The sequence below is a fragment of the Pseudoalteromonas sp. SCSIO 43201 genome (genome assembly GCF_023716725.1).
In the GTDB taxonomy this organism is placed as follows: domain Bacteria; phylum Pseudomonadota; class Gammaproteobacteria; order Enterobacterales; family Alteromonadaceae; genus Pseudoalteromonas; species Pseudoalteromonas peptidolytica.
The window spans coordinates 1-26,694 of the sequence record NZ_CP072685.1 but is presented as its reverse complement, the minus strand read 5'-3'; the positions used below and the strand labels follow the sequence as shown (position 1 = coordinate 26,694).

Genomic DNA, 26,694 nt, shown 5'->3' with positions numbered 1-26,694 from the left:
CAAACTGCATTATCTGTGCAGGCTTTTACGTTACTAACCGTAGCCTGCTTGCAAGCACATTACTCTACGCCATATTGGCTTCGTATGATTTTTCTCGCCGAAGCCAGTGCGGTCTCTAACTTTTTATGACCCAAAATCCGTGTAACCTCAGATCGTCGCTCTACATCAATAAAATCGTCTAAACTTACGATTCCCGCTTTCACAAGCTTGCGGATATTCATCACCCCCACTTCCTCAACACAAAGCAGCTTCGCGGAATCAGCCGTTGTGCCATATCTAAATCGGGTTTCTAACATATGCCAATATCCATCAGGACGCGAGATAGCACAGGCTTTAGCGATTTGTCTTAAGGCTTGAAAGACACGTGAAAGGTCATATTTAAAACCGTTTATCTTTTGGTATTGCACCGTTTTGCCACTGAGGTATGTCGCCATATCCGCTGGCAATGCCATTTCCGACGCAAATGGTACCACCCGTTGCAAACGCTTCATATAGTCATCGACTAGCTTCGCCTGACTACGTTGAATGTAGTCTGTGTTATAAGAAGGAGCCCCAGCGATAGCCCAGGCTAACGCATCATCGTTATCCCAAATCTGAGCATGGTCTACAAACCGTAACGCCGTATGCCAATGAAAAACATCCTCTGGCTTGTAGTACCAACGCGATGAAACTTTGCCAATCTCAGTTATTTTGTACTGTTCGTCATGTCCTTTGAGCATCTGTGTACGAAGTAAATCTCCCAAGACGCTCTCAACCACTTTTTGCTCAACCAAGCCTTGCAGTTTCGCTAAAGAACGGTCAAACCAGTTAACCAAATCTAGTTGATTATGAATCGTACCCGCATCTACTTCAGCGAGAATATGAAAGCCGAGGGTAGCTTCATTGACCAGTTGACTATGGACAGGCTTAGCTTGCTGTATACGATGTTCCCAAACTTTTGGCTGCGCACAAATAAGATAACAGTGCCCATGATAGCGTGCTAGATACTGGGGATCATTGTATGCGATCCACGCTTTGGCTTCTTCGACGCTTTGAGCCAGGATAACCTTTTGATGGTCTTTAACCTGTCGCATGTTCACTTTACGCTTTCTTCTCTGAAGGCGCGCTTCATTATCCACGGCTTTGATATCTTGTTGATTACCTGCGTGGCGGATATCTATTACCGACCCCGCAGTGGACATATCTAACTCAGCAACACTATCTAATATTCTTAACGACAATCTATCCAAACTAGACTGGGCGTAACTATTTCCATCAGGAGCAACAACAAAGTAATCAGCTGGAAGGCTGCGCCCTGCACGGCCAGCCATTTGTAAAATATCTTCTATTTCCACTGGAGACAAACCTCGAGTTGTGCCCACAATTACAACATTTTGTGCTGGCACATTACACCCCCATGCAAGGGTTGAGGTGGATACTAAAACTCGTAGTTTTCCGTGCGGATCTTTAAATTCTTTTTCAATTTGTTGCCTGATATTTACTTTCAAATCGGCACTATGAAACTCAGCGTCAATGCCCTGCGCCCTGACCTTTCTTAATAGGTCTGCGCCGGTTGCCTTATCATGGACAAAAAGAAGATATTTCTCATCTGACTTTTCGGCATCTGTCACTTTCTTGAGCGCTTCATTGATGCGACTGTCTCTACTTTGTTTGTAATTGCCATTGTCTACATAGCGCGGAAAATGCCAAGTAAGGGGAGTTGGCCGCCAAGGAGAATTAATGATCTCACTTTGCAAACCATTTAATACACTTAGCCACTGTGCAAACTGCTCCACATTGGGCATCGTAGCAGACATAAATAGAATTTTCGCTTGATTAAACTGAGTAAAACGCATTAAACCAGCTTCTACAGCATGGCCACGTTCCGTGCCAATAATGTGAGACTCATCAACCACCAATAGGCCAACCCTGTCGATCCAAGCACTACGCTCACTACCATACTTTCTAGTCCGAGAGTCCAGCATTTCAGAGGTGATACACAAGATATCCGCTTGATTTATTTCATCGTTTTTATCTGGTGATAAGGCATAGTCTCCCGTCAATATCGCTATCTTGTATTGAGCACCGAATGTGTGTGACCAGTCATCGTATTTTTCTTGGGTTAATGAGCGAAGCGGAGACACATACACAACCACTTCTCCTTTGGCTAATGTATGCGCCATACATAACTCGGCACACACCGTTTTACCACTACTGGTTGCAGTACCCAGTACCAAGTTCACGTTTTTCGTATGTATCTGATTTTTAAGCAGCGTCGATTGCACTCGGTTAAAGTGACTAAACGGGTAATTAAGTAAAGTAAATTCAGACGTTTTGATAAGGTCACTATCTTCAACGAGGGACAACCCTACCGTTGACTGCGACAACTCTTCGCCCGTAGTTAGACCCAATTTGCGTGTCATAGACGCACAAATTGCGCCTGCGGGATAACCTAAATCATCATTGCCATGAGACAATAGAAAGAGCTGCTGATCAGCATTAAGGTGCTCTAGTGGATAAATTCTACCATTGGTTTTTGACTTCCCTGAACATACTGCATAATTACTACATAACTTCATGGCTCGACCCTGAGAAAACTGCACCATTTTGTGGGCGTAGCATTTTGGGCAATAGTCTAATTCGCCAATATCTATGTCTTGCTCGTCTGCAGCACTATCTAGACAACGAACGGCATGTTCAGTACGCCATGCAACCTGATACTCTCGATATGTGAGATTAGACACCGAGTCAAATATAACTAACTGAACCGCTTGCTCGACGAAATCAAAATGCGCATTAATACCTGTACATAACCAACGTTCACATCGGCCATCTACCGTTTTAATGATGACAAACCCGTCTGAATCTAATGCCAGTCCTACGTAACCCCAACGATTTCGGGCCCAGTCAAGCATATCATTTAACATAGTACCTCAGATCACTTACTCATTATGCAATGAGAAATAACGCTCCCACAGTAATAACTATCGCACCGTTAAAGGCTAGATTATGCAATAATCACTTGTATTTATAAGATATTTAGAAAGTCTATTAAACTAAATGGTTTTGGATCACGCTATCCGTATGTGCAATAAGCAAATGCTCGTTTTCTATAAAAACCATATAGTTAACTTCAGCTCCTGGTATAATTGATGCCAGCACATTCTCTAATATACCTTCAAACTTTTCAGTAGCAATGCCCTTGAATGTTGCCAATTTACTAAGCCTTTGTGCTAGAGAGTGTTGTTCAAGAAATGACGCTGCATCAAACAACCAGTTATCCTTGGAAAAGTAGCGAGCAGCTTTTGTTTCAACTTCCACAAACCTTGCTGTTTCTCCCCCATTTACAGGCAAAACGAGTACAGCCGACGTATTGGGCATAACGATATAATTTGCATTTTCTAAATTCATACTCGCTCCATTCAAAAAGCCTGCCGCGCACCATTACACGAATTGTATAATCGTATGCTAAGCGTGTTAGAATGTCACGCATTAGGGAATACAAAGCTATCACATTGGCTGTTATTCAAACATTTTTGACAAAATATCATCACTTATCGATACCTCCTTTTTTAAAAGTTGCCTAAAATGACTTTTATTGTACAATGAACTGAAAGTTACTGTTGTGCAGTCATTTTGGCTTGCTTCAACCTTCACTTTAAAAAAACCATCATGCTTACATAAAGGTGACAACATGACGCAATCAGCAGCTGAGTTTAACGGGATATTAGCGATAGCTCACGACCTCTTACCCGCAATGCACAGCGGACTTTCACAACTTAAGCCCAACGATACAGCCTTACTTGTTGCCGCTAAGCTTCATTATGCGTTTTGGTTTGCCACCTCAGAAGAGCAAATCATCGAGCTAACAAAACAAGCACAGGGGTCTGATAAAAAACGCAAAGACCTTGATAAACTCACAACTTGGGCAGAATCCGCCTCCAGCGTTTTCGATACCGAGGTGCAATGGGAAAAAATGCCCCGCCAATATCACAAAAAGTTTGAGAAATTCCCAAGTAAAGCACAAGCGACAATTGACAACCCGCTGCCTTCATTGTCAGAGACATTGATTGCTCTAGATGATTTACCAATACCAGAGCTATTAAAAACATTAGCGCAGCAGGCATCCCCCTTTCTAATGCCAGATACCGACGCTTTTCTTTCCTCTATGTTTGGCCAGCAAAGCCGCGAAAAACCTATCGACATTGTTGACGAATCAATACCAACAGAAACCGATCCACTCAGTAACGGCAGTGATCTAACACCCGATGCGATTGTGGATATTCAAAATGCCTACATAGTTAAAAGCTATGTTGACGTGCCAATGACAGATGCCGCCGAGCAACATGCGCTAACACAAACCACAGTGGAAGAAAAAACAACGGCCGGCGAAGCGTCTAATGACACGGAGTTCACAGCGTACACACCTACCACAACTAAGAAAAAGATCCGTAAAATAGCACGCGCTGAAAAAGGTCACGGTGCAATGATCCGGATAGTACGCCATATGCTGGTTTTAAACGAGCAAGCATCAAAAGCTCAAATCATGGCTGTGTTAGATTTGCTGGGTATAAAATATGCGGCTTCAGCATTACCAGCTAAAATATCAGATGCTCGTAAAATGCTCTTGTATATGGGTGATATGGGTCTTGTAGACGAGGAACTGGCAAATTCATATGACTCAATGGTTAAAATATCTCAATACGATGAAAACCTCAGTATAGAAGATGCCAAGCGCATTGATGCACTATTAAGTGAATTGGAATTTAAACCCGTTAAGCGCAGAACTTAGATTAAATTTATCATTAATATATACAGAGTAATTTTTACATATTTAGCAATAAAACCATTGATAATAAACATAAAATACTGTTAACATCAGGGTACAGACCATGATGGTTTATCTAAAGTAATGCGGTTATTTTGGATAATAGGTATGTAGATTTTTTTGCCGCAAATTGCATTATATTTGAGCAGCCCGCCTTATCAACTATGTGCGGGTTTGTTTTTAGTTAGCGCCATTATTTTCTTATCTCATTCACCAACTTTTAAATTCGCTTAAATAAAGCAAAAAAAAGGCCGCAACACATGCGACCTTATGAAGTATGTGTATCGCGAGCTTATACTAAGCGGATCTTGGTAATAAAACTTGGTACAAGCACATCAATTGCAGACCATACTGCAGCCGCTCTTTGGTTAACCAGCGGGTTAACACCATGCGGAAGTGCCGATGTAACAACAAGTGGCATATAAGGCGCGCTAACCAATGCACTTTCAAAATTTGACTTACCTTTATAAACACAGACTGCCGTATCAGCATCCATCACCTGTTGATTAGGCACACGTACAATTAAGATACCATCTAAGATACCGAAAATGTGTGGGCCTACAGCAGCGCCGTCAGAAAGCTTAGTAAAGCCAGGTAAAGTTGCTGCCAATGCACAGACATTACGTCCCGCAACCATTGCCGAAATAGTGCCTCTGCCTGCATTATTTAAAATAGTCGCTTCAGCTTGCGCAATAGCATCTTTAAACCCTTGTTTGTGATCATTATAACTAATACCACTGGGTGCATTTTTCTTAAATGTCACCTCCCCCTGCGCTTTAGCTAATAACATGCGCGTAGCCGTATTCATTTGCTCTGAGTTAATGGCAGCGACGAGGTCTTGTGCAATTTCATCTTCGGCTACCATGCCAAAACGGCGGCGTAAAGCATAGGACTGCTGTAAACCAATCGTGTCTTTTAACGCCCATAAACGTGCTTGAACCGTTTTAGATGCAAACTTCATCCCTACTTTTGGAATGTCATCTGCCGCGTCATAATCACCACTATATGCAGCGGTAATGGTATGCTCCGCCTCTGGCGCATGCTTTGTCGATAAAGTAACCGTACCATTGACGTAATCAATGGTGCCTTGAATATCGAAACCAATTAACTGACCTAACCCATTGTCTTGCGCAACTAAATTCAACTCTGCGATTTCAACACGTACAGAACCTACTTGCACAGGCGCATTTTTTAGCGAGAAGCTGTAGTCGCTCTCACCTGCTTGGGTTTGACCAAGTGCTTCACCCATCACATTTGACGTTGCAGACACACCTGATAATAAATCACCTGAGTTAAGCTGTGAGTCGCCGGATACAATATTCTTGAAGTAAATGGTGCCTTGTTCTTCATCAATTGGTTGAATTGACGCAATAGCAGATAAAGGTGAAGTACCGTAGGCGACAGTAAGCACATCCAGTGCAACATCTGGGATCTTACCCAACTGAGATAATGTGCCATCTTCTTCACAAAGCCGCTTATACACTTGGAAGTTTTCAAGTTGCTTACCCAACGCATAGACATCCGTTGTATTAATTGCACGCACTTTACTCAATAAAGAGTTTCTTTCTAATGCTTCGACAAAAGGCTTGTATTTCGTGAAGTAGTGATCTGCTTTGCGCTCAATTGCTTGGCCCGTTACGGTTTCTTGTAACATGGTATTGTCCTCAAAATTCATAAAAAACTATCAACAGCACTCGTTGGATATAACGAGCATTCATATTAGGAGTAAGCTGTATTACTGTGTCGACTCAAACAACGAGCTTAATCGACTTGTGCCTGTGTTATCTTGGCTATCTGACAGCACTACGCTGTCTTCATAATTGACGGAAAAGTTTGCATATAACTGCTCAGACAAAGAGCCTACTCGTGTTCGTGCAGTCGAGTATTGCCCACCTATTTTGCTTAACGCTGCTTGAACTTCACATACGCTACCTAGCTTTTTATAGTCTTCTAACTGCGCCATCATACTCGAGTTGAGCTGGCGAACTTCCGCCAGTGTTTGTTCCAGTAACTCAATATTCTCAGCCTGTGTTTTTGCCTGCTCATTTAGCGAATCATTTTTGCTACGCAGTGTCGCATGTTCGGCATAAGCTTTTGCCAGACTCTCTTCAACGTGGCTTTTCTGTTTCGCTAGAGCCGCAATAGTAGATGCACTCTCACTCATTACAGTATCCTTAACGGGGTTAGTCTTTAACGGGGTCTCATTCTTTTCATCCACACTCGTTTGAATGCTGGTATTGGCCAGCTCAAGAATGGACTGATGTAATTTCGCGGCCTCATCATCGAGCGATTCGACCAACGAGGGAATAGCTTGAGCAACACCTGGCTCTTGCACGAAATCAAAGGTTTCAAGTACAAAGCTGGCTTCATCTATCACCGGGGCATTGTCTCGCTTGTATGGCGTATAGCCTCCATAACCCCGACTAGATACAGGAAATTGCACACCGCCTCGAAGATAGGCGTTCAGTACTCGACCAGCTGGGGTATTTAACACTAATATTTCACCCATTCCTATGCTGTTTTTCTCATCAATCCATAATTTAGAGATCCGATGCGATGCCCTTCCTTCCAATAGAGCCTGATCATCAAGTGCCTGCGTATGGCCGATTGTGCCCAGCATAGTTCCTGATGATATTTTAGCTTGGCTGCGCTCGATAGCAGTACGCCATAATTCACGCGTATAAAAACGGCCATTGCGAGATGTACCATCGACTAGAAAAAATGGCCCTACAACACGCGCCAATATGCCTACTCCATCTACCTGTGATGTTTCTTGCAAACCTTGTGTATGTTTAGACGCTTCACTGATCTGGTAGATCACATTAGACGTATCGAACGCGTCGATAAATAGTGTACGCTCTGTCATGCGCTGCCTCATTTAAACTCTAATTTTTCACGCAGTCGTTGTACAATGTCTTGCTTAGAATCATTGTTGTACAAATGGTGCTGTGAATCTTGCAACCACTGCACAGCATCCACTGTACAGTTGGCTTTGTTGAACGCTTTTCCTAGCTCAACCGGATGGACTAAAGCTAGCAAAATACATAGTTCGTCTTCTTGCAAGGGTAAGTTAGCTTCACCCTTTGTTGATAAGCTGTCTATTTGCAACCATTTCTGCTCAATATTGAGCAGCATTGGGATGGCGACATCCGTCACCTGCTGCCACTCTATGTGGTGACTTAACGTCTGGTACTCCTCATTCCCAGTGTATAGCAGGCTGCGTAGGGACGACACTGCATTTAACAAACGATCCCGAACAATTAGCAGGCTTTTTTCATCCTGCCCGCTGATCCGAACAGCTAAATGTCGTCCCAAAATTTTGTGCATTCGTTTTCCAGCCGTACGACCATGAAATCGGCTAGCAACACGCATCAGCATCGCATTATTTACAACTGAGCCATGCGCTATGCACTCACTTCTAGCAAAGTCACTGGCGCCATAAACTAAGCGATTTCTTCGCTCAATAAAAGCATCCAAAACATCTTCGGGGATCTGTTCTGGCGCCCTCCCATCCTCATCAATCAAGTCAAGCTGACCCACTTCGCACAATAACAGTACCCGCTCAGCAGGCTTTGCAAACCTCATCACTTCTCATTACTCATCTTCACTCTAGCGTCGCGTTTTACTGATGTTTCACTATGTATTGGCTCAGCATTATTTGCTGTTTTGCTTTGTGATAATTGCTGAACTGCGGTGTCTACTAACTGCCTTAGCGAAGCTTCATCCATATGCAATGCTTCTAATGGCTTGCGTTTAGGCTGGAGATTTTTTTTTGCTTCTACGGGCTGTTTCTTGACCCCTGAAGCCGCTTTTTTTGCTGGTTTATCGAGCACAACGTTTTGGGGTTCATCGGTTTCTCTAGAAACCAAAAACGGGTCTAGCACACCAACCATATTTAATTGACGCCTGATCCACTCGAATACGGCTTTGAAATCAACTTTATCTTGAAAATGTGCCGAATCATCCAGATCCTGCATAAACGCCAGTAAATTTGATACAGAGAACAATACCTGTTCTGTTGACTCGAGCTGATCAAGCGCCTCTAAGCCCACTCCCTGACGGCTGAAATGAACTTGGATCTCTTGTACAGAACACTGAATGCCTTTTTTCGCTAAGTGCGTCATTGCAAGCTGTTTTAAACCATTTGCCAAGGCACCTTGAATTGATTTTACCTTTCGTAAGTAACGCGTATGACGTTTTTCAAACTCTCCTTGAGATTGTAAGGTTTCACCACCAAAGAGTAATTCAATCGGCACTCCTACCGACGCGCATACTGCTGCTCTAATATCACGGATACACGCGAGTAAATCATCAATATTTACGGTGTCCGGTACATCCATTCCCTGCAGCGTCCCCCTATCACCAAACACAGGTAACACTTTGGCTTTCCCTGCGGTGGCCATAATATCTCCCACCGTTGTCAGTGACTGCGCCTCACCGTTAAACGTGGTTTTCTGATTCAATAAACTTTCATAACGTCTGGCGATGTTAAAGGCTTCTTTAGGCTCCGTGGCGCTTGGGATCGACACCCCAACCAAAGACCGAGTACTTAATTGATGCAACTTACTTGCCGGCACCAGCGCTTCAAGTAGTTGAAGCTCCTTTAGTTTTGACTGTACACCAAAAAGCAGCGGTTTACCCACTCGCACATAGTTAGGTAGCATTTTGGTGGCAAGGTGCTGCTTATCTCGCACCGATACTCCCAATTCATCGCCTAGGTCGACACGAAGTTTATTTCGCCCAAGTGCAAAATGCAGGTGAGAATTTGCGGGTGTGATACGGATACGCTCTTGTTCTCGAACTAAGAATTTGGCTGGCATTCCATGACGATATAATGCCACTACATCATTTTGTGTAACATCATCGATCACTTCGCTCACGCCATTGGCATCAGCAATAAGACGTAGTGTGTAGTCGCCATACTTTAGCAGATCTGGAGTCACATCTTCACAAAGTTGATCAAGATTAATCTCTTTTTGTAACGCGCTCAAAGCAGCTTCAACATCCTTGTTGCTACTATGGAGATTTACGATACAACCATGCTCGGGGTCGGCCACCAATACTTCATCACATATCAGTGAGTGCATTGCATCAACAAGGTAATAAGTGGATAGCTCTTCAACTGTACGGCTGTAGTCACGCTTGGTGCTCGCAGCTTTAGTAAAGGTACTCACCATTGCCAGTGCTGCTGCGCCATCGGTATTACTTGCAGCAATTCGTTGTTCTATTTCTTCTTTTACAGCAGCCTGAAAGCCAAATAATGACTGTTTAGCAAAATTTGCTTCGTGGTGATGAGTCGAAGACTCAGTTAATTTATCAAACTCAACAGCCTGCTTTGTGTCATACAGATTAGTATTCACTAAGGGTACCGCCCTAAATTCACGTCTCATTAGTTCATATAATTGTACAAGGTAAGTTACAACTACAATTGTACAATGAAATGGTTGGTTCTAGTTTATCAAGACTGATGCTGTACAACAAGTTGCAAGAGAGCTTCCAATCTAGTTTTATTTTGGTGCTGAACGCAAAGCACTATAAGGCAGGCAGTTACAATACATGAAATAAAACAATGCACATAGGTTAGCTGTACAACCTTATATTCTCTCTCGGTATCAGTCTAAATTTACGCAAGCAACGTGTCACCGTATGTATATGCGAGCCATACATTCAAAGCGGCTTTTCTATTAATATGGATACGACGTACAACGAAACCTCAACTATTGTACAATGGTAAAACCCTCCTTATCTGTCGACAAAATACCTGCGCCGCAGTGTGTTATGCTTGATTAGTGATTGTAGCCCAAGCTACACTTATCATTATTGTATAAATGTATAAGTTGCTCTCATGGCGTTAAAAGAATATCAATCGTTCAAAAGCAAACTCAGCTCACGGGGTGACCGAAGAGCATTGAATCTGCTATCGACTTTGAACCTATTACGCCATGATATGCTCATTGATGAGCAGACAATTATCAAAGCCTGCCTCTGTGCAAAGACTTTAGCATCACTTAAAGCGAGGTTGTCCGCGCATTTACAAGCCCATGCCTTTACTAAAAATTCAATCACAACTTATCGCAGCCGCCTCACTCAATTGGCAACCACATACAAACAACACATTAATCCACACGTATTAGATGAACAAGCCAATACGGGGCAACGTTTAATGCACTATGCCGCTAAATATTGGCCTAAAAAAAACAAAGGACAACTACATACGTTAATCAATGAGTACAGTGGTATTCCAATTGGGACAATAAAACGCTGGACGAGTCACGACGCGCAGCCAAGGGCACAGCATGTTGTAGCTCTGGCAAAATTAGAAACGCTCTTTGGATTGGATATGGGCACGCTCACACAGTGCGCTCGCATCAATAAGCAGCGCTCGCTAAGCAAGCACATTAAACCAAAGGTACCGTTACCAAAACAACAACCCGAAATCGACACCTTACCAGCACACTTGCAGTTACAAATTAACGCCCTGCTAGATTTCAAAAATAAGTTAGTCGCGCCGCCGCTTTCACAAGCTAGCTTTGCGATGAGAAAGCGCGAAGCGCTTCCCCTACAAGGCGCAGGGCGGTGGACAACAACCCCTGATGGCATCAACAGCAGCGCTGAAAACTTTTGCGCTCAAGTCTTACGTTTCTTCCGGTGGGTTGTGACCTCACATGATATTGAAGTTCAGCAGCTTGATCTTAGCATGCTTACTTGTGTTGAACTCCTTGAGGGTTACACACACGCATGTTTTCGAAGTGAAGTGTATAACACGCTATTAGCTTTTCTTACGCCGCTATATGGCCTATGTGAGGCAAACTCAGGTTATTTAACCAGGTATCATGCTCCGAAGTGTACCTGGATACTCTACGATGGCCATAGCACGGAGCAATTTGATGGCCTCGACGACTGGCTGAGTCAATCTATATATTTACATCGACAAATTGGTACTTGGATCAGAGATACAAAACATAAAATCAATGAAAGGCGACATGATAAGCAAAGCAGTGGCAGTCGAAATATTCACTGGTTACTCGATAGGCCGGATGCAGACTTATCACAGAGTATGGCAGAATTACAGTTAATGATTGAAGCCATGGTAGAGTTTGCTGATAAAATAACAGAACCTGCACGACAGTTACTGCCTTTACAGGTGGCAGTGTGGTTATCACTTAGCATAAAAACTCCATTACGCATTTCAAACTGGTGCGCTATGCAATGGCTTGATGCACCTTTTGCAGCTCAAGCGAAAACACCCGTTTTGTATAAAGATGCAGGCACATATTATTTAAAAGTTCCCCGCAATTGGCTCAAAAATCGCCGTAGTCTTGAAGTCACTATGATTGAGGCTAAGATAGAAGATCCATTTACAATCAAACTGCTAAATCGATTAGCAGCCATAAGGACGCAATTGGCCTGGCCAACCATGAGTGATGCGGTATTTATACAAACCAGAGACAGCAAAACGCGCGACCGTGGTGCACCATACACACGTAAGGCACTTGCCAAAGTGATCCAACAGTGGACAGCTAAGACCGCCAAAGCACTTTGGCCAGAGCGGTTTATTGAAAATGGCATAAACCCCCACGCCTTGAGACATTTTATGGCCACCTTTGTTCTCGATAAAACCGGTGATTATGGCATGGCAGCAACCAAACTGATGGATAGCGTGGCAGTAGTGATTAAGGTCTATGGTAAAAACGACCATGAAACAAATACCATCAAACTGAAGCAGCTTGGTTTATAGTGAACATAACCTTTTGATAAATAAAATTTTCTGACAGGGCGTTTTAGCGATAATTGCGTTGAATCGACTTCCAATAGCGAGCTATTGGTGCATAGTGCAATATTTTACCAACTCCGAGATCTACTGAAAAAAGACCTCTGGTTCCAGACGATTTAACCCATCGACGCGACAAAAAGGCCACTATGAGAGATAAACAGATCATTGTCTTACCAGCTAAAAACAGCTTCACACAGGGCGAGACGATGTTTAAGATAGCGTGTATGTCACGTAAACGGTTTTGCACTTTAGGCCTTCTTACTCTATCTTTTCTTCGCAAACTTGCAACAGGCAACGAAGTGGCCGCAGCCAAAGTTTCAAAGTTCGTGTGTAATGACCCAACCCAAAATTTAGGCTCTTCATATTGCCGATAGTTAACAGGGGAGCTTAGTAAAATGTCCACAAAAGTCCTAATTAACGACACTAATTCCGGCACATATTTGGACGTAAAGTGGATAAACTACACTTTTTGTTGACTGAGCCCCTAGCCTCTCAATCGCTGTTTAGTGGTACCCCACACTACGGAGCTGGTCTTATCGTTACTTAGCTATAGTCTGAAAAATATAAATCGCTACTACGGTCATTAAGCTGAGTAGCACATAGAAAATGGTGATAGTCCCCTTGCCAGTAACCGACTATTTTTTCAAAATAAGTAAAGTGTAGTGACGACTCAGGCTCTTTATCTTGAGAAGGGGTTTGTGGCGGACTAAACAAATCACTTACCAATTTCAGCTGTGTTAGCGAGTCATTGTGTTGATCCAGGGGTAAATTGAAGCTCATATTAGTAACATCACAGCATGTCGGTTGATACATGCCAATGCTATCGCCATATTGATAAAATGACGTGCAAAAATTATCAGTATTCATCTTATTTAGTCTCTACTTTTTGACCGACTGGAATTATCATCTCTGGTGCTAAGGTCGTAGATCGACGCTTACGCTTAATCAGTATCGTAGGTTTGCCCACTGTTTTCTTAAGCCCCCCTTTTGACTTGCCAATATTCGGTTTTGATAGTCGCTTGGGCTTGTCATTGATAGCTGCGTGAACTTTGACTAGTGAGTCAGATAAATAGGGCCGCGGAGCAATACGCTCACATAGATCTCGCCCATTTTCAGCCAGCAATTCGTATGTCTGTGCGGCGCTACCTTCTTTCGCGACCCGAAACAAGTAGCTAGCATATTTGTTGCGGATCTTAGCACGGGTAAGATCGCTACGAGTAAGCTCTGCTCGCATAATCCCAAGCACTATTTCACGCTCTAACCATTGTGCATAGCGTTCACTTTGCAACGCGTTATGCTGCTTAGTCAATCCAACAAGTTGATTAAGAGTATAAATCATTTCTCGGCGCGTGATTTTCCCATCTCGCTTACCATGCAAGTCAACCCGAGCAGCGCCAACGCCCCACAAAACGCAACATGTTAAATATCTTTTTGAGCGCGCCACATATGCCAACGTGTCTCTGATCACCTGCGCTGAAAACTCCCCTTCAAGTTTACGCAATAATTGCACATGTAAAGCCAATGACCAAGGCCGAGGATCTTTACCAAAGTGTTGGGGGTACACCTTAGATAAGTGTTTTTGTAATTGCTTTCGCGCATTTAGCATGACTGCTTTTTGACTGCTCAGTCTAGCAGTGATGTCGTCAGCTGGTATTTGCTTGGTTTGACTAGGTGGCAATCGGTTTTCCATCTTGCCTCCCTCAAACGTTTTTAGCAAAATTAAGCAGGCACGTATATACGCATTGCGCTATCAGTCCTTTATTTACGATGCGCTTGTTATTTAAAGCAAAAATACAATAGTGCATTGTTCTTATCTCATTATGTTCACAGCAAAATAGCCGCTGCGATATCTCAAGTCTCATGTTTGATTTAAGTTGTACAATATAGCAACTTGGGTACAAGGATACGGTTATTCGAGTGCACTGTAAAGCATTTGCTAAAACCCAATCTATTTTTTACTGCTCGGTAGTCTAATATTGTACAACTAAACTCCCTGCCTCTCTGTGTCATGTCTCAAAAGCATCATCGATGTTGGCCACCTAACACATTTAGACAAACAAATGGTCCGTATTGATCTGATAGCCAGAGGACTTCAATCTATCAACCAAGTGGTTTGCTCGGCTCTTAAAAGCACTTTCATTTAACCCTAGCCGTGATGCAAGCGTACCAACCGATACCCCTTGCACTAGCCCCATGATAACTTCCTGATCCGAAAGCTCCATATCCTGAATAACAGCTTTGTGCACTTTAGCTCCCCCCAGTACAACGACATCTTTATCGTTTCGTTGTATTGATGTTAGGTTAGGCTGCTCTTTTGTTTGATTATTTATTTGCAAGCTACTCGATTTGCCCTGGGCTTGTGCTAATGCGGCATCCATTTGCTGAATGCTAGGCGCTTGTTGCTTTGCCATCTGTCGGACCTGCGGCGGAATATCTGGCGCTCGCTTTTGAGATACTTGAGCGATTTGTTCATTCACAGATTTAGTCGAGAGATCAGAGGTAGTAGGCTCGCTTGTACTACTCTGTTGCACTTCGTTTTGCTCCCTCTCCGACTTTTTGTGTTTCGATTCATTCTGTTTTTGCGCTAATGCACCATTGGTTGCCAATGTTAAAATCACAGCTAAAGGATCAAACACGATAATAATGGCAAAAATAAAATACTTCACCGCTTCGTCTTTATCGATGTTAAACATATCAGCCACATACAATATCGGACCTACATGTGACTTGGCTTCAAGTATGCGTTTGTTTAATTGAGTTAACACCTCAATCAAGCGGCTCTCTCGTTCTGCTAACACTTCCAGTTCAGGTCGACGTTCTCGCTGCAATTCAATTCTTTTGGTCACATAGGTATTCGGTACATTTCCTATTTCCGTATGTATACGCTCAATATCCTCACGAACGATGGCAAGTTCAATCTGTTTTTGCTCGACAAGCAACTCTATTTCGTTCAGTTGCTTGAGTGAATCTCCATAACCTTGTGATAGAAAACCAAATATTCCTAATGAAGTGATGGCCATAAGCACCAAGATCGCACTCACAAGATACCCTTTCATGGCTCTGCTAACGTCATCCCACGCGCGATAAACATAAGATGCAGCAACGAGTTTACCTAACTCAAGGCTCGCCCCCATAAATACCACTGGCCAATAGCTGGCAGAAAACATCGCGGCTAAACCTAAGATAGAAAAGTACGCCGCATTTCCTGCGATCAACAGCGCAGTAAAAGCCAAAATAGTTATAAAAATCATCATATTCTCCGTGTTTTACTGAGTACTACTCAAAAGAAGGGATAGTCATCGGCTGGCTAGATTGCGGCTGAATAGGTGTCAGCATCTCAATGACATAATCACAAGCAGCTTCAAAATCGAATTGTTCTAAACTCGTCCCAACCGAGTCATCTGCTATCGTCAACGCTACACAGCGCACACTCGCAACATTGAGTTTTTCGACTTCATTCCTAACGTGGGTGCGCAGCTGAAGCTGAGCTTGTTCACTTTGAAACTGACTTGGGAATAAGCAATACACTGTCGCAGCAGTATTGCACAGCCAATCTGTTAGTTGTTCACGGCTGGGAAACCCTTTGACTAACACCAAGTCATTATTCGTTTGCTCTATTCTATGGCGTTTAAATTCAGTGCTTTTCATTCATCACTCCTTTTATCATAGCCTGTGTAAAGGCGCCGAATAGGCAACCAACACTCTCACCACTGTACTTAACGTGCTAGTAATTAATATACTTGCTAGCATAACCAGTAAGCTGATACTGGCGTCTAATACCTCAAAACTCATCGATAAACGGATAACCCTAGGTTTGGAGTATGCCAGTATCGCAGTCTAATCAATTACGGCAACAAAAAAGCCGCAGTCTACATTCGCTGCGGCTATTGTACAACAGATATTGAGAAAGTGTATCTCTCTGTCTAAATTGCTTGGTAACCCTTAGCTAGAGCCCTTGAGTCAACTCCTTGGCTGATAAGCGTAGCCGCTGCGTTAATTTCGTCTAAACGCGATAATGCACGCGCATCCATACCAAGAGACTGAATCATATGCCCAGCTACTGAGCCATCTGCAAATATTGAGCGCGTATCCATACCACGCGAAGTAATATAGGGAGCAGACTCCATGCTTGCTTGATTGAAATACTCAGTATGGTAACCAAATCGAGCCAGCAGTAAGTTACCCTTAGTAGTAAATCGCAAAGGCTGTAGAGCAATCGCCCTTCTTTCTACAGCAGCAACAGCAACTTTGTTTTGCTCAGGTAAACCAGTGTTGGTTAAGAGCGCTTCAGAAGCTACTTGGGGGTGACTGATAAGCACTTTAGGCCGTATTCTATGCGTACCATGGAGAAGCGCAGCTTCCTGAACCTGAGATACATTACACAGATACTCTGGTTTTATATGTACGGTGTTATATAAAAGTGCATCCCTATTGGCAATGGAGTCAAAAAACACATATTCAGGTTTAATAGACGTAGTATTAAACAGCAACGGATCTGAATTAACCGTTGTGTGAATAAATATATAGCTAACTTTGGGCGACTGAAAGCTGCCAACTAAAACCGGCTCTTGAAGTTCACCAGTATAATTAGTTAGCACACTCCACCTGGCCGTATGCGCAGTTTTGACTGCCAGATCTGAATAATTAGCATCGCCAAAAAACAATAGCTGTTCTTGTGGATAGCCAATAAACTCTGTAGTGTGCTGTTTTGCCTTCACCCAATGTTGTCGGTAGCGAGAAACAGGCTTCTCCTCACCGTTCCAACTGTCGCGTAACGTGATCCCTTTGTATCGTAAAGTAACGTGCATAATGTCTCCTAGCCGTCAGACGCAAATGGTAGGTAATGCCTACCATCACAATCACTCTCCCAAAGCCTCTATTTCAGCACCGCTTTTGAGTGTATCCACAGAGGAAAGGCGGTTAAGTGCCGCTTCCATTTGTGCTTTTGCATCTGACCAATCATGAAACATATTGGTGAAGTAAACATCGATAAATTTACTCACTAGAGGTAAATTCACATCACTTTTGCTCATATCCAATCGTGTTAACTGCAACGGAGCCTGTGAATCGTGTAAGCCAACCGCCATATCAAAATATTTATAAGTTAGCTGCGCTACATCCAGCGGTGCAGAGCCATCCCAGATTTCATTAGGCCAATCCGTAATGTCTGTCTTGCTACGCACTTCGTCTTGATCAACGATGATAAATGCCTGTGCTGCGGTACCACTGTTGCGAATATCAATTGCAAATTTAGAGGTGGGGTTAAAGCGCAGTGCCGGCATAATAGGCAAACGCCTCTCTTCTGTATCAAAGTTCGTAGCTGGATCTCCCTTATCAGCGGCCTTTCGATATGTATATGATACGCCGAATTCAGCTAAAGGCAGTTGAGGTCGGCCCGAAGACCATTGGGTATACCCCACACTCGATGCTAATACCTGCTTATCTGCATCTAACACCACCAATAACGCGGGTTTACCTTCAACAATCCGCATTCTTTTAAGATCTTCTGAAGTATCTTTGAACTGAGACTGGGTAGCATACTGTGGCTGCTCAGATGCAGCCAAGATATGTGGTAGGATAATAAGTGACATACAAAATACTCCTATTGCATCATGATGCGCAGTGAAAGTGGCGTAATAGTTTCAAATTCATAACCCCGTCTTGGCAGCTCTATTTGCAAATCGGCACCGCTACCAACCAGGCCAATTGTACCAACTATAATCGGTCTTCTTTCAGGTTGATAATCATAAAACATGTGTGAAACATAGCCTGTTACTTTTGTGCCATCAGGATTTGTGGCACTCTTTGGCGCATACACTTTGTAGCTTTGCATTGTTGGTAAAGAACTTGATTCGCTGATCATAAACCACGTGGGCAGATCACCAGATGTAAGTTTGTTCTCTCTACCGGCCTGTATAACACCATTGCGATTACCCGCATTCCAGGTATATTCCTTCTGCCCGTCAAAAGAAAAGTCCATCATCCACGATGTCGTTACTCCTTCCAAAGGTGGCAGCGTTTGCATACCTTCAATCGCTGACTCCAACCGCACTCCCTCCGGCAGTATCAAGCCGCTAGCTCGAACCGACTGACCAAATACAGCTCGAGAATGGTTGTCAGTATGGTCACAGGACAATTCAATAGACCCGAGGTGAGGAAAATGAAGATCAAGAGAGAAACCATATTTTTCAGTTGCATCCGCAGTAACGACATCACCTTCTTTCATCGCAAAGGTGCCGTAAAGTAATTCTGCTGGGGTAGGCACTCTACCTACAAAACCATGCAAGTAATAATTACGTGCACCTTTGTTTTCTGAAGACGTGTCAATGTATGCAGGGCTGCCCCAACGATGTACAATTTCTTTAACCGCCTCATCATTAATCAGTGTATTTAATGTAGACATATATTCTCCAAAAATTTAATTACTATGTGAGGCTAAAGGCCTGCGTCCAACATCTCTTGTGGGCTTTGCGTCGTGCTTACCGATTCAATACTATTTAATCGCGCTTCTAGCTCCGCTTTAGCATTGGACCAATCACGTAAAAAGTTAGTGAAATACACATTGATATGGGGCTCAATCAACTTTATGACTTGATCGTTTTGATCAACGTCTAAGGAGGAAAATCGCAACGTGGCATCCGACTGCTCAGTACCAACCGTTAACTCTAAATATTTATAACCACTGGCTGTTACGTCAAACGGTTCATCACCACGCCACATCTCGCTAGGCCAGGTTTCTATATCTATTCTGCTATATTGTTCATTTCTATCGGTAATCAAATAGGCATTCGCTATGGTGCCCGAATTTCTAAGTGCTACATCGAAATCCTGATATGGCGTAAACCTCAGCGCAGGGGTAAGCGGTTGCAAATTCACAGTTTGTGAAAAAGCAGTAACAGCATCAGCGTTGGATGTACGATATGTGAAGTTAACACCATGCTGACTAGGAGAAAGGTTTGAACGTTCCTTTGTTGACCAATAAGTCGTACCAACCGTAGATGCTAAAACGTTATTCTGCGCATCCACAACAATAAGTAGCGCTGGTTTATATTCAATCTTTCGTGTCAGATGAATATCTCTTGAAGATTCATGGATTGAAAGCTGAGCATAGTGAGTTCTGTTTTCGGCAGCTATCAATACAACCGGGTGAATAACCAATGACATAGTAGCTCCTAGTTACTTTTAATTTTCAACGATACTAAAGTTGCAGAGTAGATATTGTTTTCATATCCATCTGAAAGTTCAATTTCGGCACCACTACCCACAGAACCAAAACGGCCATACAAGACCCCTAACCTAGAAAAGTGGGTACTTTGCAACGAATTAATTGTCGCAATATGTTGATTATCACGATCCATCACTTTTTGTGTATCTCTAGCAGGGAAATCTAAGCTTTCAGAAATATAAAACCAGGTGGGCTTGAACCCATGTACAAGCCGCCCCTCATCATGCGCTGTCTTTAACGCAGCTTTATTGCCCCCATGCCAATGTTTTTTTGCGCTAGGACTAAATGTTACACTCATCATCATAGACGTATCATGGTGCTCTTTCACTGGCAATCGAGTATAATGTGTATATCCTTTTACCAGTGATATTCCCTCGGGAAATACTCGCCCACTGACTTCAGCGTCAATAGTTGCCTGACCGGGAGAAGGTTCAGTATCAGCGTTACCACCTGCTCTATAATAATGCGCGTCAGCTGATAAATCGGTTCGAATACCAATCCAGCCTAGATAGGCATCAGCTAAATCGTGAGGGGTATTAGATACAAGATCTCCAGTTTTATTAATAAATGTTCCGTAGTACATTTCAGCAGGCGTTGGCACTCGCCCGGTAAACGCATGAATATAGTACCGAGAGGCCAGTGAGCTACCATATTTGAGCATCCCCAAATAGTAAGTAGGACTCCCCCAACCATGTAATATCTCTTGTAGATCTTGCTTATTTAATAAGGTCTCTAACCTTGGTGCACCTTGATCACTCATCTGATCTCCTAATAACTGTGTCTCATCAATGCAAGCTATGTTCGGTGGACTGTTTCTAGCCATACATCATAAAATTTCAAGTCTAAGTAAACGTGCTGATGCACTAAAATATACACCAACTAGTATTGTACAATGTAAATTACACTCAACATACCACTAAACTACAACTTACTATTATACAATACCTAAAATATGTACATCGTTCACGCCGGTGGTGTACGTGTAAATAATATCGTAAGTGCCGTACCAATTCCTATGCCAATCAGGTGCGAGTACACCTGTAAACTGAAGGCGAATACTTTTAACATTGTGAATAGGCGTTGGTAGATAAAGGGTTTCCACACCGCTTACGCCTTCGATAACAAATGTGTGTGCACTAGACCAATTACCAGCTGCATCAGAGTATAAAAACTCAATTTGCTTGGGGCAACGATTGCGTCTTTGCGTTTCGCCTGAAATATGTAACCCAACCACGGTACGTTGTAACGTTTTAAAGTCAACTTGCAAGTAACTCGTGCCGTTCACTTGGTCGGAAAGCCACAAACCACCACTTTGAAAAGCATGAAAAGGCAAAGTGTATGTCCAAAAACGTGCGCCACTATAGGGTGGACCCGCGTTACGAAACCCAGTGAAATCGCTCGAAACTAATCCGTTGGTACTGGGTAGAGACAGTTGCTGTGGCTTTTCACACACATCTTGATGCGGTTGGTGAATATAAAATGGCAATGGAACTTGATGCTGCTCAAGAAAAAGCCCCCGACCCATTGCAAAATCTTCAATGTGTTCAATTTCGAGATCAGCGCCCGAGCCTTTCTTTCCAACTGTTCCTACAAAAAATACGTATCCCCTCACACTTAAATTGGCATCAACAGATGCGACACCACCCAGTTGGGTCATCACGAATACAAATGATCGTAGTTCGCCAGTGTGCAGATACAAGGGAAAAACACCTCCTTCTGTTTCCTGTGGCCATCTAAATGACATAATACCTTCGTCATTGACCTCAAGCCGTGGCATATCTCGATAAGCAGCAGGTTTGTGCCCTGCACTCAACATCAAATTGATGTCATTTTTACTAAGGCCGTTATTAAGCCTCAAGTACGCTGCAAGCTCTTCAACTGGTCGAGAATCTAAACAAAACAACGCACCTTGGCTCAGGTCATTATGCCAAAGTGTTTTATCAAACGTTGGTAAGTTTGCATTTAAGTCTGTCGCTAGCTTTTTTTTATTAACCCAATAATGTTGGGACACCACCAGATCTCCTTTACATATTCAACGAGCGCAAAACGCACCAGAGCCTCTGTATTCATGACCTTAACCCGCTACAACAATGGATTAGTAAACATGACAAAACCTTATACAACACCCAGAACACGAATATCACTGATACCGATTGTACGGGTGAAAATTCGTCCAGGCCCGTAACGGTTTTTATGTGAATCAGGATTCAATACATCATTAAACTTCAGGCGCACACCTTTCACATTTTTTACCGGCTCTGGTAAATATAGAGTTTCAATACCTCGTGTACCTTGAATGACAAATGTATGGACACTGTGCCATACGCCCTGAGCATCAATACAAATAAACTCTATCTTTTTTGGACAACGGTTACGTCGCCCTATCTGTCCCGCAATATACACTCCAGAAATAGAGCGCTGAATGGTTTCAAAGTTAACTTGCAAATGACCATTTAAAGCACTTGAAAGCCACAAACTTCTTTGAAACGCAGAATAAGGTGGTGTTGATACACCACGCTGCGCTCCACTATACAATGGCCCCGAATTATTTACACCTTGATAATCTCTGGTAGTCATACCATTAGTACCAGGTAAAGATAATGCCTGTGGATGAGTACTTTTATCGGCATGGGGCTGATGGATGAAAAATGGCATATCAATGCTATTATTCTCCATAAAAAGCGCGCCTCCTACCTCATATTCAGAGATTTCCTCAAGCTCCAAATCGGCGCCAGAGTCTTTGCCACCGACTGTGCCTGCAAAAAATACGTAAGCCCTGGCACTTAAGTTGGGGTCAACCGAAGCATACGGGTTTACCCTTGTCAGCAGTAAAAAAAATGACTGAACGGGCCCCGCTTCTAACTGTAGTGGATAAATCGCTTGGTTCGTTTCTTGTGGCCAAATAAATGATATTTTACCGTTATCACTGACGACCAATTCAGGCATCTGCCTGTACGATACAGGCTTATACCCAGATACTAACATAGCATTGATTTGAGCCGCATTAAGACCATTTTCTAACCTCAACTCATCCGCTAGTGCTTCAACAGGCCTAGCATCGAGACAAAAGAGCGCCCCCTGATCTGAGGTACCTCCCCAAGCCGTACCTGTAAAAGTAGGTAAGTATGAAGCTAAATCAGCTCCTAGTTTGCGCTTATTTATCCAATAATGTGTGGATACCATAATCTCTCCATTCTTGGTATAACACGGAAATAGGCAACCAAGTTCGCGCTAAACACAACCTAGTACAACCATTTGCTCTATCGCGATGTGATAGTAGTAGTTGTAACGACCTGACCAACGGTTATAGACTCTGTCTTTAGCAAGTGATTCGATCAGTTCAAATCGCATGCTGACCACGCCTTTTAGGGGGTCTGGGAATGTAAGGGTAACAATGCCATTTGAACCTGTATTATCAAATGTGGGACCTGTTCGCTCAACGCCATCGGCCAATGTATAAAAGACCTTGATTATCCTAGGTAAGCGATAACGCCAATTAAGCTGACCTTCAACAAACAAGCCTGTAATTTCTTTTTGTGGCTCTTTGAAATCAACTTTAACATAGCTGCCACCAGAGGCCGCCGTAGTCCCCCAAACACCTCCAACCTTAAATGGACGCCAATAATTGCTACTTGGATTTGTTGAGCAATTAGCCACACGAATACCATTTGTTCCAATTAAAGACAGCGGCTGTGGTGCATTCAGACGGTCAATATGCGTGTTATAAATATTAAATGGTGTAGTTACTTTATTATCTGGTACATACAAGGGTCGACCATTTTTATATTCATCGACCTTTTCAATTTCCAGCTCGGCACCACTTCCTTTCGCACCAACTGAACCCACGAAAAAAATATGAGATCGAACGCTCAGCTGGCTATCTAACGTAGCCCTATCACTAGTATTACTCATTAAAAAAGCAAATGACTTAACCTCCCCTTCTTCCAATTGCGGAGGGTAGCAAAGGTAGCGCTGTGCATCAGGCCAAGAAAACGTAATGCCACCAGAACCATCGATAGCTATTTGTGCGCGATCACGCCAGCCCATTGGTTTCGATGGTTGCGTGAGCATATTATTAACCTGCGTTTTACTTAGCCCATTTTGATGGCGTAAATATGCTGCAAGCGCTTCAGGTTCTCTGCTATCGAGCAAAAACAACGCGCCTTCATTGTGGTCACTAGACCAGCTTGAGTCTTTAAATGTTGGCAGATATTCACTGAGACAGTTGACTAGCATTTGGCTGCTAATCCAGTAGTGGGCAGCGGTCATGAATATACTCCTTATAAGGGGACTCTTACAGGTAACATATTGACAGGATCTGGCGCCTGCCCTTGATCAGAACTCTCAGTTATCACCAGCAAGTCCTTGCTAGAAACAGTATCGCCGACACCAACTGAGCCTAAAAACTCGATGCCACCGGTTACATTTTCCACCTGCTCCCAGTCACCCTCAAGAACAGCAAACCATGTTGGTATTGGCAACGGTTCGCTCGCACTATAAAGCTTGCTAGCCACTTTGTGAGATAATGACGCTTCATCATTAGCTTGGCTGTATAAAAGGTTTGTGACTAACGCAGATTTGTTCCAATTAGGCGTTCCATACTCTACCGAATCGGTGTAAGACAGAGATTTACCAGATAAAATTGGAATTAACTCATACGTCGCGATGAAATCACTGCTACGTGCTTTTAAAACCTGCAGCATGTCCTCTTCTGATAGTCCCATGTCAAAAGCTGGTAATGCCCCTGAAAAAAGCATCAATCTGCGTTTGGAGTGATTTAAAAACAACAAAGTTTTTAAAACCGTTGAGTAGTTTGTTATCACCGTATTCCCCTAAAAATAGTGCTACTGGCCTTTACCCTCAGCCCTAAATGTCATTCTATACATACCCGCCTAACTACTAGGTTTGTTTTGAACCAAGAAAGCTTTTTTGGTAACACCGCTACCGAAATCTGCTGTCGACAAAAGATTTAGATCTATGTAGATAAGGCAAAAATTCAGTTATTGAGCTGCGCTAAATGAGAAACTTTTAACGCGGCTATCGCCAGGTTTATACCAATTTTCTTAATTATGTAGTCTATTTGGGGGCGAGAAAACCTTGTCGATAACCAGGCAAAATTTTGCTATTTAGTTGTTCTAAATAAGAAACTTTTAACGCTGTTAGCGTCAGATTTACTCCTTCAAATTGAGCAAGTATTAAGTCAAATTGGTATTACTCTTTAAAAATGCTTAACTGATATTACAGATTAGTATCAGCCAATTGCGCATCAATGCTTGATTGGTCAACACCCAGCTCAGCTATGGTAGACAACAACGCTTTAAGCTCTGTATTTGTTTGCGTCCAGTCACCCAACAAATTTCTAAAACAAATATGGAGCGCTTTGCCCGCAACATGTACTGTGTGGCTATCAGGGTCAAGTTCAAGCTCGGTGAGTCTTACGTCTGTATACGCACTTATCTCTCCAATGCTCAGTTCTAAGGTAGGTAAGTCGCTTAGCGCTCGATTAAATTGCCCTTCGTTGAATAGAGCATCATGCCACCCCAAAGTCACCTTTTTACTAAAGTACTCTTTATTATCAACAACTAAATAGGATTTTGTCGCGACTCCTTTTGCTAGGATCCGCTCCGCTGACACCGCATTAGACGTAAACACAAGCGTAGGAAGGACGGGCTTAATGGGGGTATTGTACTGGCTCAGCACGGGCTGCTGAGCTTGTTCTGACATTTGTTCATAAAAATAAAACCCGCTTAAATCATGCTCATTTCCTTGTCTTTCTTGAGACATATTCCAATGGGTTTCACCTACAGTTGTAAGTAATACCGTATCATTCTCGTCTGTAATGACCAGCATGGCCGGCTTGTTTTCTAATTGTCGTGTCAATGCAATATTTGGATCACTTTGTTTAAACGCGCCCTGCGTCGCCTCATTCATCGACTCTGACTGGTAGACAAGCATGGGATTTAACATTATCGCCATCATTGTGCTCCTAAGTTGTGATTATACGTAAACCAGCCATCCGGATATGTGAATTAAACCCGGTCGCGCCTGAAATCAGTTCAAGATCTGAGTTAGTGCCCATCGCACCCACATTTCCGACAATTAGAGGTAACGCACTGGTTTGCATATCAACATGCAAAGATTCTATCACTGCAGTGTTATCCAATGAGTGTGGGTTTTGTACAACTCGTGTTTTCCAGCGAGGCCGGCTTTCGCTCTCCGAAATATAAAACCAAGTCGCCCCAGTGGTATTTAACCCTCCAGACAGCGCTTCTTGGCTAAGCCACCCGAGATTCCCATTTGACAGCACGAGCGTTTTAGTTGATTTAAAAGACCAATCTAACATCCAAGACTGCGTAGCCATTGATGCAACGGGAAGCGGTGACAAGGCAGTATAACTTGAAGCGATAGATAGCTGCTCTGGCCATATACGACCTGTCGATTTGACACTTTTATTTATGACACTCTCACCAACAGCCGTCGCAACATTAAAGCTACCTAAATAGCGCTGCTCCAGCGTAAGCGGCATATCGCGATGGCTATCTCCTACTCTGTCAATAAATGTGCCGTGTAAAACCTCACTTTGAGTAGGGATGCGGCCACAAAATAAATGTACAAAATACTGCCTTTGTGCTGTATTTGCTACATTCGCATTCGAAGGCGTTGCAAATGCTGGACACCCCCAACCGTGTAAGATCTGGCGCAACGTGTCATCAGGTAAAAGTGATGATACCTCATAGCTATCAGCCATATAGTCTCCTAGGCGTTATATCTGAATAACAGTTAAAAACATGTTATTTAATAGCGTCATGCTAGACCCTAGTTACTAACATAAGCACATCATACTTGTGTTACTTAATTCTACGATAAACAAATGTAATGCGCTCAAAT

General features: G+C 43.0%; 23 protein-coding genes. 2 read left to right on the top strand and 21 right to left on the bottom strand.

The window, feature by feature from the left end:
* Positions 1-59: 59 nt before the first annotated feature.
* Entirely contained in the window at positions 60-2,906 is a 2,847-nt protein-coding gene (locus J8Z24_RS21400; RefSeq protein WP_252096062.1) for a DEAD/DEAH box helicase, read from the bottom strand.
* Positions 2,907-3,030: 124 nt separating this feature from the next.
* Positions 3,031-3,390, bottom strand: a complete 360-nt coding sequence (locus J8Z24_RS21395; RefSeq protein WP_176033196.1) for a hypothetical protein — start codon at positions 3,388-3,390, stop codon at positions 3,031-3,033.
* A 283-nt stretch (positions 3,391-3,673) separates the two neighbouring features.
* Between J8Z24_RS21395 and J8Z24_RS21390 the strand changes: the two genes are divergently transcribed.
* Positions 3,674-4,771 (top strand): hypothetical protein, encoded by a 1,098-nt coding sequence (locus tag J8Z24_RS21390; RefSeq protein ID WP_252096061.1) that lies wholly within the window; start codon positions 3,674-3,676, stop codon positions 4,769-4,771.
* 328 nt (positions 4,772-5,099) lie between these two features.
* Here J8Z24_RS21390 and J8Z24_RS21385 read toward each other — a convergent pair whose 3' ends face one another.
* The 4 genes from J8Z24_RS21385 to J8Z24_RS21370 form a co-directional block, all read right to left on the bottom strand.
* Positions 5,100-6,461 (bottom strand): hypothetical protein, encoded by a 1,362-nt coding sequence (locus tag J8Z24_RS21385; protein WP_147388892.1) that lies wholly within the window; start codon positions 6,459-6,461, stop codon positions 5,100-5,102.
* Positions 6,462-6,542: 81 nt separating this feature from the next.
* Positions 6,543-7,673 (bottom strand): hypothetical protein, encoded by a 1,131-nt coding sequence (locus tag J8Z24_RS21380; protein WP_252096060.1) that lies wholly within the window; start codon positions 7,671-7,673, stop codon positions 6,543-6,545.
* Between the two features lie 8 nt (positions 7,674-7,681).
* Positions 7,682-8,392, bottom strand: a complete 711-nt coding sequence (locus tag J8Z24_RS21375; RefSeq protein WP_252096059.1) for a hypothetical protein — start codon at positions 8,390-8,392, stop codon at positions 7,682-7,684.
* On the bottom strand, positions 8,392-10,167 hold the full coding sequence (locus tag J8Z24_RS21370; protein WP_252096058.1) for a hypothetical protein: 1,776 nt from the start codon (positions 10,165-10,167) through the stop codon (positions 8,392-8,394). The genes J8Z24_RS21375 and J8Z24_RS21370 overlap by 1 nt, the downstream gene beginning before the upstream one ends.
* A gap of 485 nt (positions 10,168-10,652) precedes the next feature.
* Between J8Z24_RS21370 and J8Z24_RS21365 the strand changes: the two genes are divergently transcribed.
* Entirely contained in the window at positions 10,653-12,545 is a 1,893-nt protein-coding gene (locus J8Z24_RS21365; protein WP_252096057.1) for a site-specific integrase, read from the top strand.
* Between the two features lie 579 nt (positions 12,546-13,124).
* On the opposite strand, the gene J8Z24_RS21360 is transcribed toward J8Z24_RS21365, so the two are convergent.
* The 15 genes from J8Z24_RS21360 to J8Z24_RS21290 all read right to left on the bottom strand — a co-directional run bounded on the left by J8Z24_RS21360 (position 13,125) and on the right by J8Z24_RS21290 (position 26,554).
* Complete coding sequence (locus J8Z24_RS21360; RefSeq protein WP_128731777.1) at positions 13,125-13,448, bottom strand: hypothetical protein; 324 nt, start codon at positions 13,446-13,448, stop codon at positions 13,125-13,127.
* A 1-nt stretch (position 13,449) separates the two neighbouring features.
* Positions 13,450-14,271 carry a ProQ/FINO family protein gene (locus J8Z24_RS21355; protein WP_252096056.1) on the bottom strand — a complete coding sequence of 274 codons (822 nt, stop codon included), beginning with the start codon at positions 14,269-14,271 and terminating at the stop codon, positions 13,450-13,452.
* A 358-nt stretch (positions 14,272-14,629) separates the two neighbouring features.
* The gene (locus J8Z24_RS21350) at positions 14,630-15,835 is read right to left on the bottom strand and encodes a chloride channel protein (RefSeq protein WP_252096055.1); all 1,206 of its coding nucleotides are present in this window, start codon (positions 15,833-15,835) and stop codon (positions 14,630-14,632) included.
* Positions 15,836-15,857: 22 nt separating this feature from the next.
* Positions 15,858-16,229, bottom strand: a complete 372-nt coding sequence (locus J8Z24_RS21345) for a hypothetical protein (RefSeq protein WP_125251948.1) — start codon at positions 16,227-16,229, stop codon at positions 15,858-15,860.
* Between the two features lie 275 nt (positions 16,230-16,504).
* Positions 16,505-17,389, bottom strand: coding sequence for a hypothetical protein (locus J8Z24_RS21340; protein WP_252096054.1), 885 nt, complete (start codon positions 17,387-17,389; stop codon positions 16,505-16,507).
* Positions 17,390-17,440: 51 nt separating this feature from the next.
* Positions 17,441-18,172, bottom strand: a complete 732-nt coding sequence (locus J8Z24_RS21335; protein WP_128731781.1) for a hypothetical protein — start codon at positions 18,170-18,172, stop codon at positions 17,441-17,443.
* An 11-nt stretch (positions 18,173-18,183) separates the two neighbouring features.
* Positions 18,184-18,984 (bottom strand): hypothetical protein, encoded by an 801-nt coding sequence (locus J8Z24_RS21330; protein WP_147388901.1) that lies wholly within the window; start codon positions 18,982-18,984, stop codon positions 18,184-18,186.
* A 32-nt stretch (positions 18,985-19,016) separates the two neighbouring features.
* Positions 19,017-19,745, bottom strand: a complete 729-nt coding sequence (locus tag J8Z24_RS21325) for a hypothetical protein (protein WP_252096053.1) — start codon at positions 19,743-19,745, stop codon at positions 19,017-19,019.
* A gap of 8 nt (positions 19,746-19,753) precedes the next feature.
* On the bottom strand, positions 19,754-20,566 hold the full coding sequence (locus J8Z24_RS21320) for a hypothetical protein (protein WP_252096052.1): 813 nt from the start codon (positions 20,564-20,566) through the stop codon (positions 19,754-19,756).
* A gap of 174 nt (positions 20,567-20,740) precedes the next feature.
* Positions 20,741-21,817: a discoidin domain-containing protein gene (locus tag J8Z24_RS21315; protein ID WP_252096051.1), complete on the bottom strand. Its 1,077-nt coding sequence runs from the start codon at positions 21,815-21,817 to the stop codon at positions 20,741-20,743.
* Between the two features lie 104 nt (positions 21,818-21,921).
* Entirely contained in the window at positions 21,922-22,989 is a 1,068-nt protein-coding gene (locus J8Z24_RS21310; protein WP_252096050.1) for a hypothetical protein, read from the bottom strand.
* 48 nt (positions 22,990-23,037) lie between these two features.
* On the bottom strand, positions 23,038-24,075 hold the full coding sequence (locus J8Z24_RS21305) for a hypothetical protein (protein WP_252096049.1): 1,038 nt from the start codon (positions 24,073-24,075) through the stop codon (positions 23,038-23,040).
* A gap of 11 nt (positions 24,076-24,086) precedes the next feature.
* Positions 24,087-24,629, bottom strand: a complete 543-nt coding sequence (locus tag J8Z24_RS21300) for a hypothetical protein (RefSeq protein WP_147388907.1) — start codon at positions 24,627-24,629, stop codon at positions 24,087-24,089.
* Positions 24,630-25,044: 415 nt separating this feature from the next.
* A complete protein-coding gene (locus J8Z24_RS21295; protein ID WP_252096048.1) occupies positions 25,045-25,785 on the bottom strand; it encodes a hypothetical protein in 741 nt (246 codons plus the stop codon).
* Between the two features lie 7 nt (positions 25,786-25,792).
* Complete coding sequence (locus J8Z24_RS21290; protein ID WP_252096047.1) at positions 25,793-26,554, bottom strand: hypothetical protein; 762 nt, start codon at positions 26,552-26,554, stop codon at positions 25,793-25,795.
* Between the last annotated feature and the right edge of the window lie 140 nt (positions 26,555-26,694).

Bases quoted from the DNA above. Each gene is read 5' to 3' on its own strand.
- J8Z24_RS21400 (WP_252096062.1), bottom strand. From the start codon at position 2,906: ATGTTAAATGATATGCTTGACTGGGCCCGAAATCGTTGGGGTTACGTA.
- J8Z24_RS21395 (WP_176033196.1), bottom strand. From the start codon at position 3,390: ATGAATTTAGAAAATGCAAATTATATCGTTATGCCCAATACGTCGGCT.
- J8Z24_RS21390 (WP_252096061.1), top strand. From the start codon at position 3,674: ATGACGCAATCAGCAGCTGAGTTTAACGGGATATTAGCGATAGCTCAC.
- J8Z24_RS21385 (WP_147388892.1), bottom strand. From the start codon at position 6,461: ATGTTACAAGAAACCGTAACGGGCCAAGCAATTGAGCGCAAAGCAGAT.
- J8Z24_RS21380 (WP_252096060.1), bottom strand. From the start codon at position 7,673: ATGACAGAGCGTACACTATTTATCGACGCGTTCGATACGTCTAATGTG.
- J8Z24_RS21375 (WP_252096059.1), bottom strand. From the start codon at position 8,392: ATGAGGTTTGCAAAGCCTGCTGAGCGGGTACTGTTATTGTGCGAAGTG.
- J8Z24_RS21365 (WP_252096057.1), top strand. From the start codon at position 10,653: ATGGCGTTAAAAGAATATCAATCGTTCAAAAGCAAACTCAGCTCACGG.
- J8Z24_RS21360 (WP_128731777.1), bottom strand. From the start codon at position 13,448: ATGAATACTGATAATTTTTGCACGTCATTTTATCAATATGGCGATAGC.
- J8Z24_RS21355 (WP_252096056.1), bottom strand. From the start codon at position 14,271: ATGGAAAACCGATTGCCACCTAGTCAAACCAAGCAAATACCAGCTGAC.
- J8Z24_RS21350 (WP_252096055.1), bottom strand. From the start codon at position 15,835: ATGATGATTTTTATAACTATTTTGGCTTTTACTGCGCTGTTGATCGCA.
- J8Z24_RS21345 (WP_125251948.1), bottom strand. From the start codon at position 16,229: ATGAAAAGCACTGAATTTAAACGCCATAGAATAGAGCAAACGAATAAT.
- J8Z24_RS21340 (WP_252096054.1), bottom strand. From the start codon at position 17,389: ATGCACGTTACTTTACGATACAAAGGGATCACGTTACGCGACAGTTGG.
- J8Z24_RS21335 (WP_128731781.1), bottom strand. From the start codon at position 18,172: ATGTCACTTATTATCCTACCACATATCTTGGCTGCATCTGAGCAGCCA.
- J8Z24_RS21330 (WP_147388901.1), bottom strand. From the start codon at position 18,984: ATGTCTACATTAAATACACTGATTAATGATGAGGCGGTTAAAGAAATT.
- J8Z24_RS21325 (WP_252096053.1), bottom strand. From the start codon at position 19,745: ATGTCATTGGTTATTCACCCGGTTGTATTGATAGCTGCCGAAAACAGA.
- J8Z24_RS21320 (WP_252096052.1), bottom strand. From the start codon at position 20,566: ATGAGTGATCAAGGTGCACCAAGGTTAGAGACCTTATTAAATAAGCAA.
- J8Z24_RS21310 (WP_252096050.1), bottom strand. From the start codon at position 22,989: ATGGTATCCACACATTATTGGATAAATAAGCGCAAACTAGGAGCTGAT.
- J8Z24_RS21305 (WP_252096049.1), bottom strand. From the start codon at position 24,075: ATGACCGCTGCCCACTACTGGATTAGCAGCCAAATGCTAGTCAACTGT.
- J8Z24_RS21295 (WP_252096048.1), bottom strand. From the start codon at position 25,785: ATGATGGCGATAATGTTAAATCCCATGCTTGTCTACCAGTCAGAGTCG.
- J8Z24_RS21290 (WP_252096047.1), bottom strand. From the start codon at position 26,554: ATGGCTGATAGCTATGAGGTATCATCACTTTTACCTGATGACACGTTG.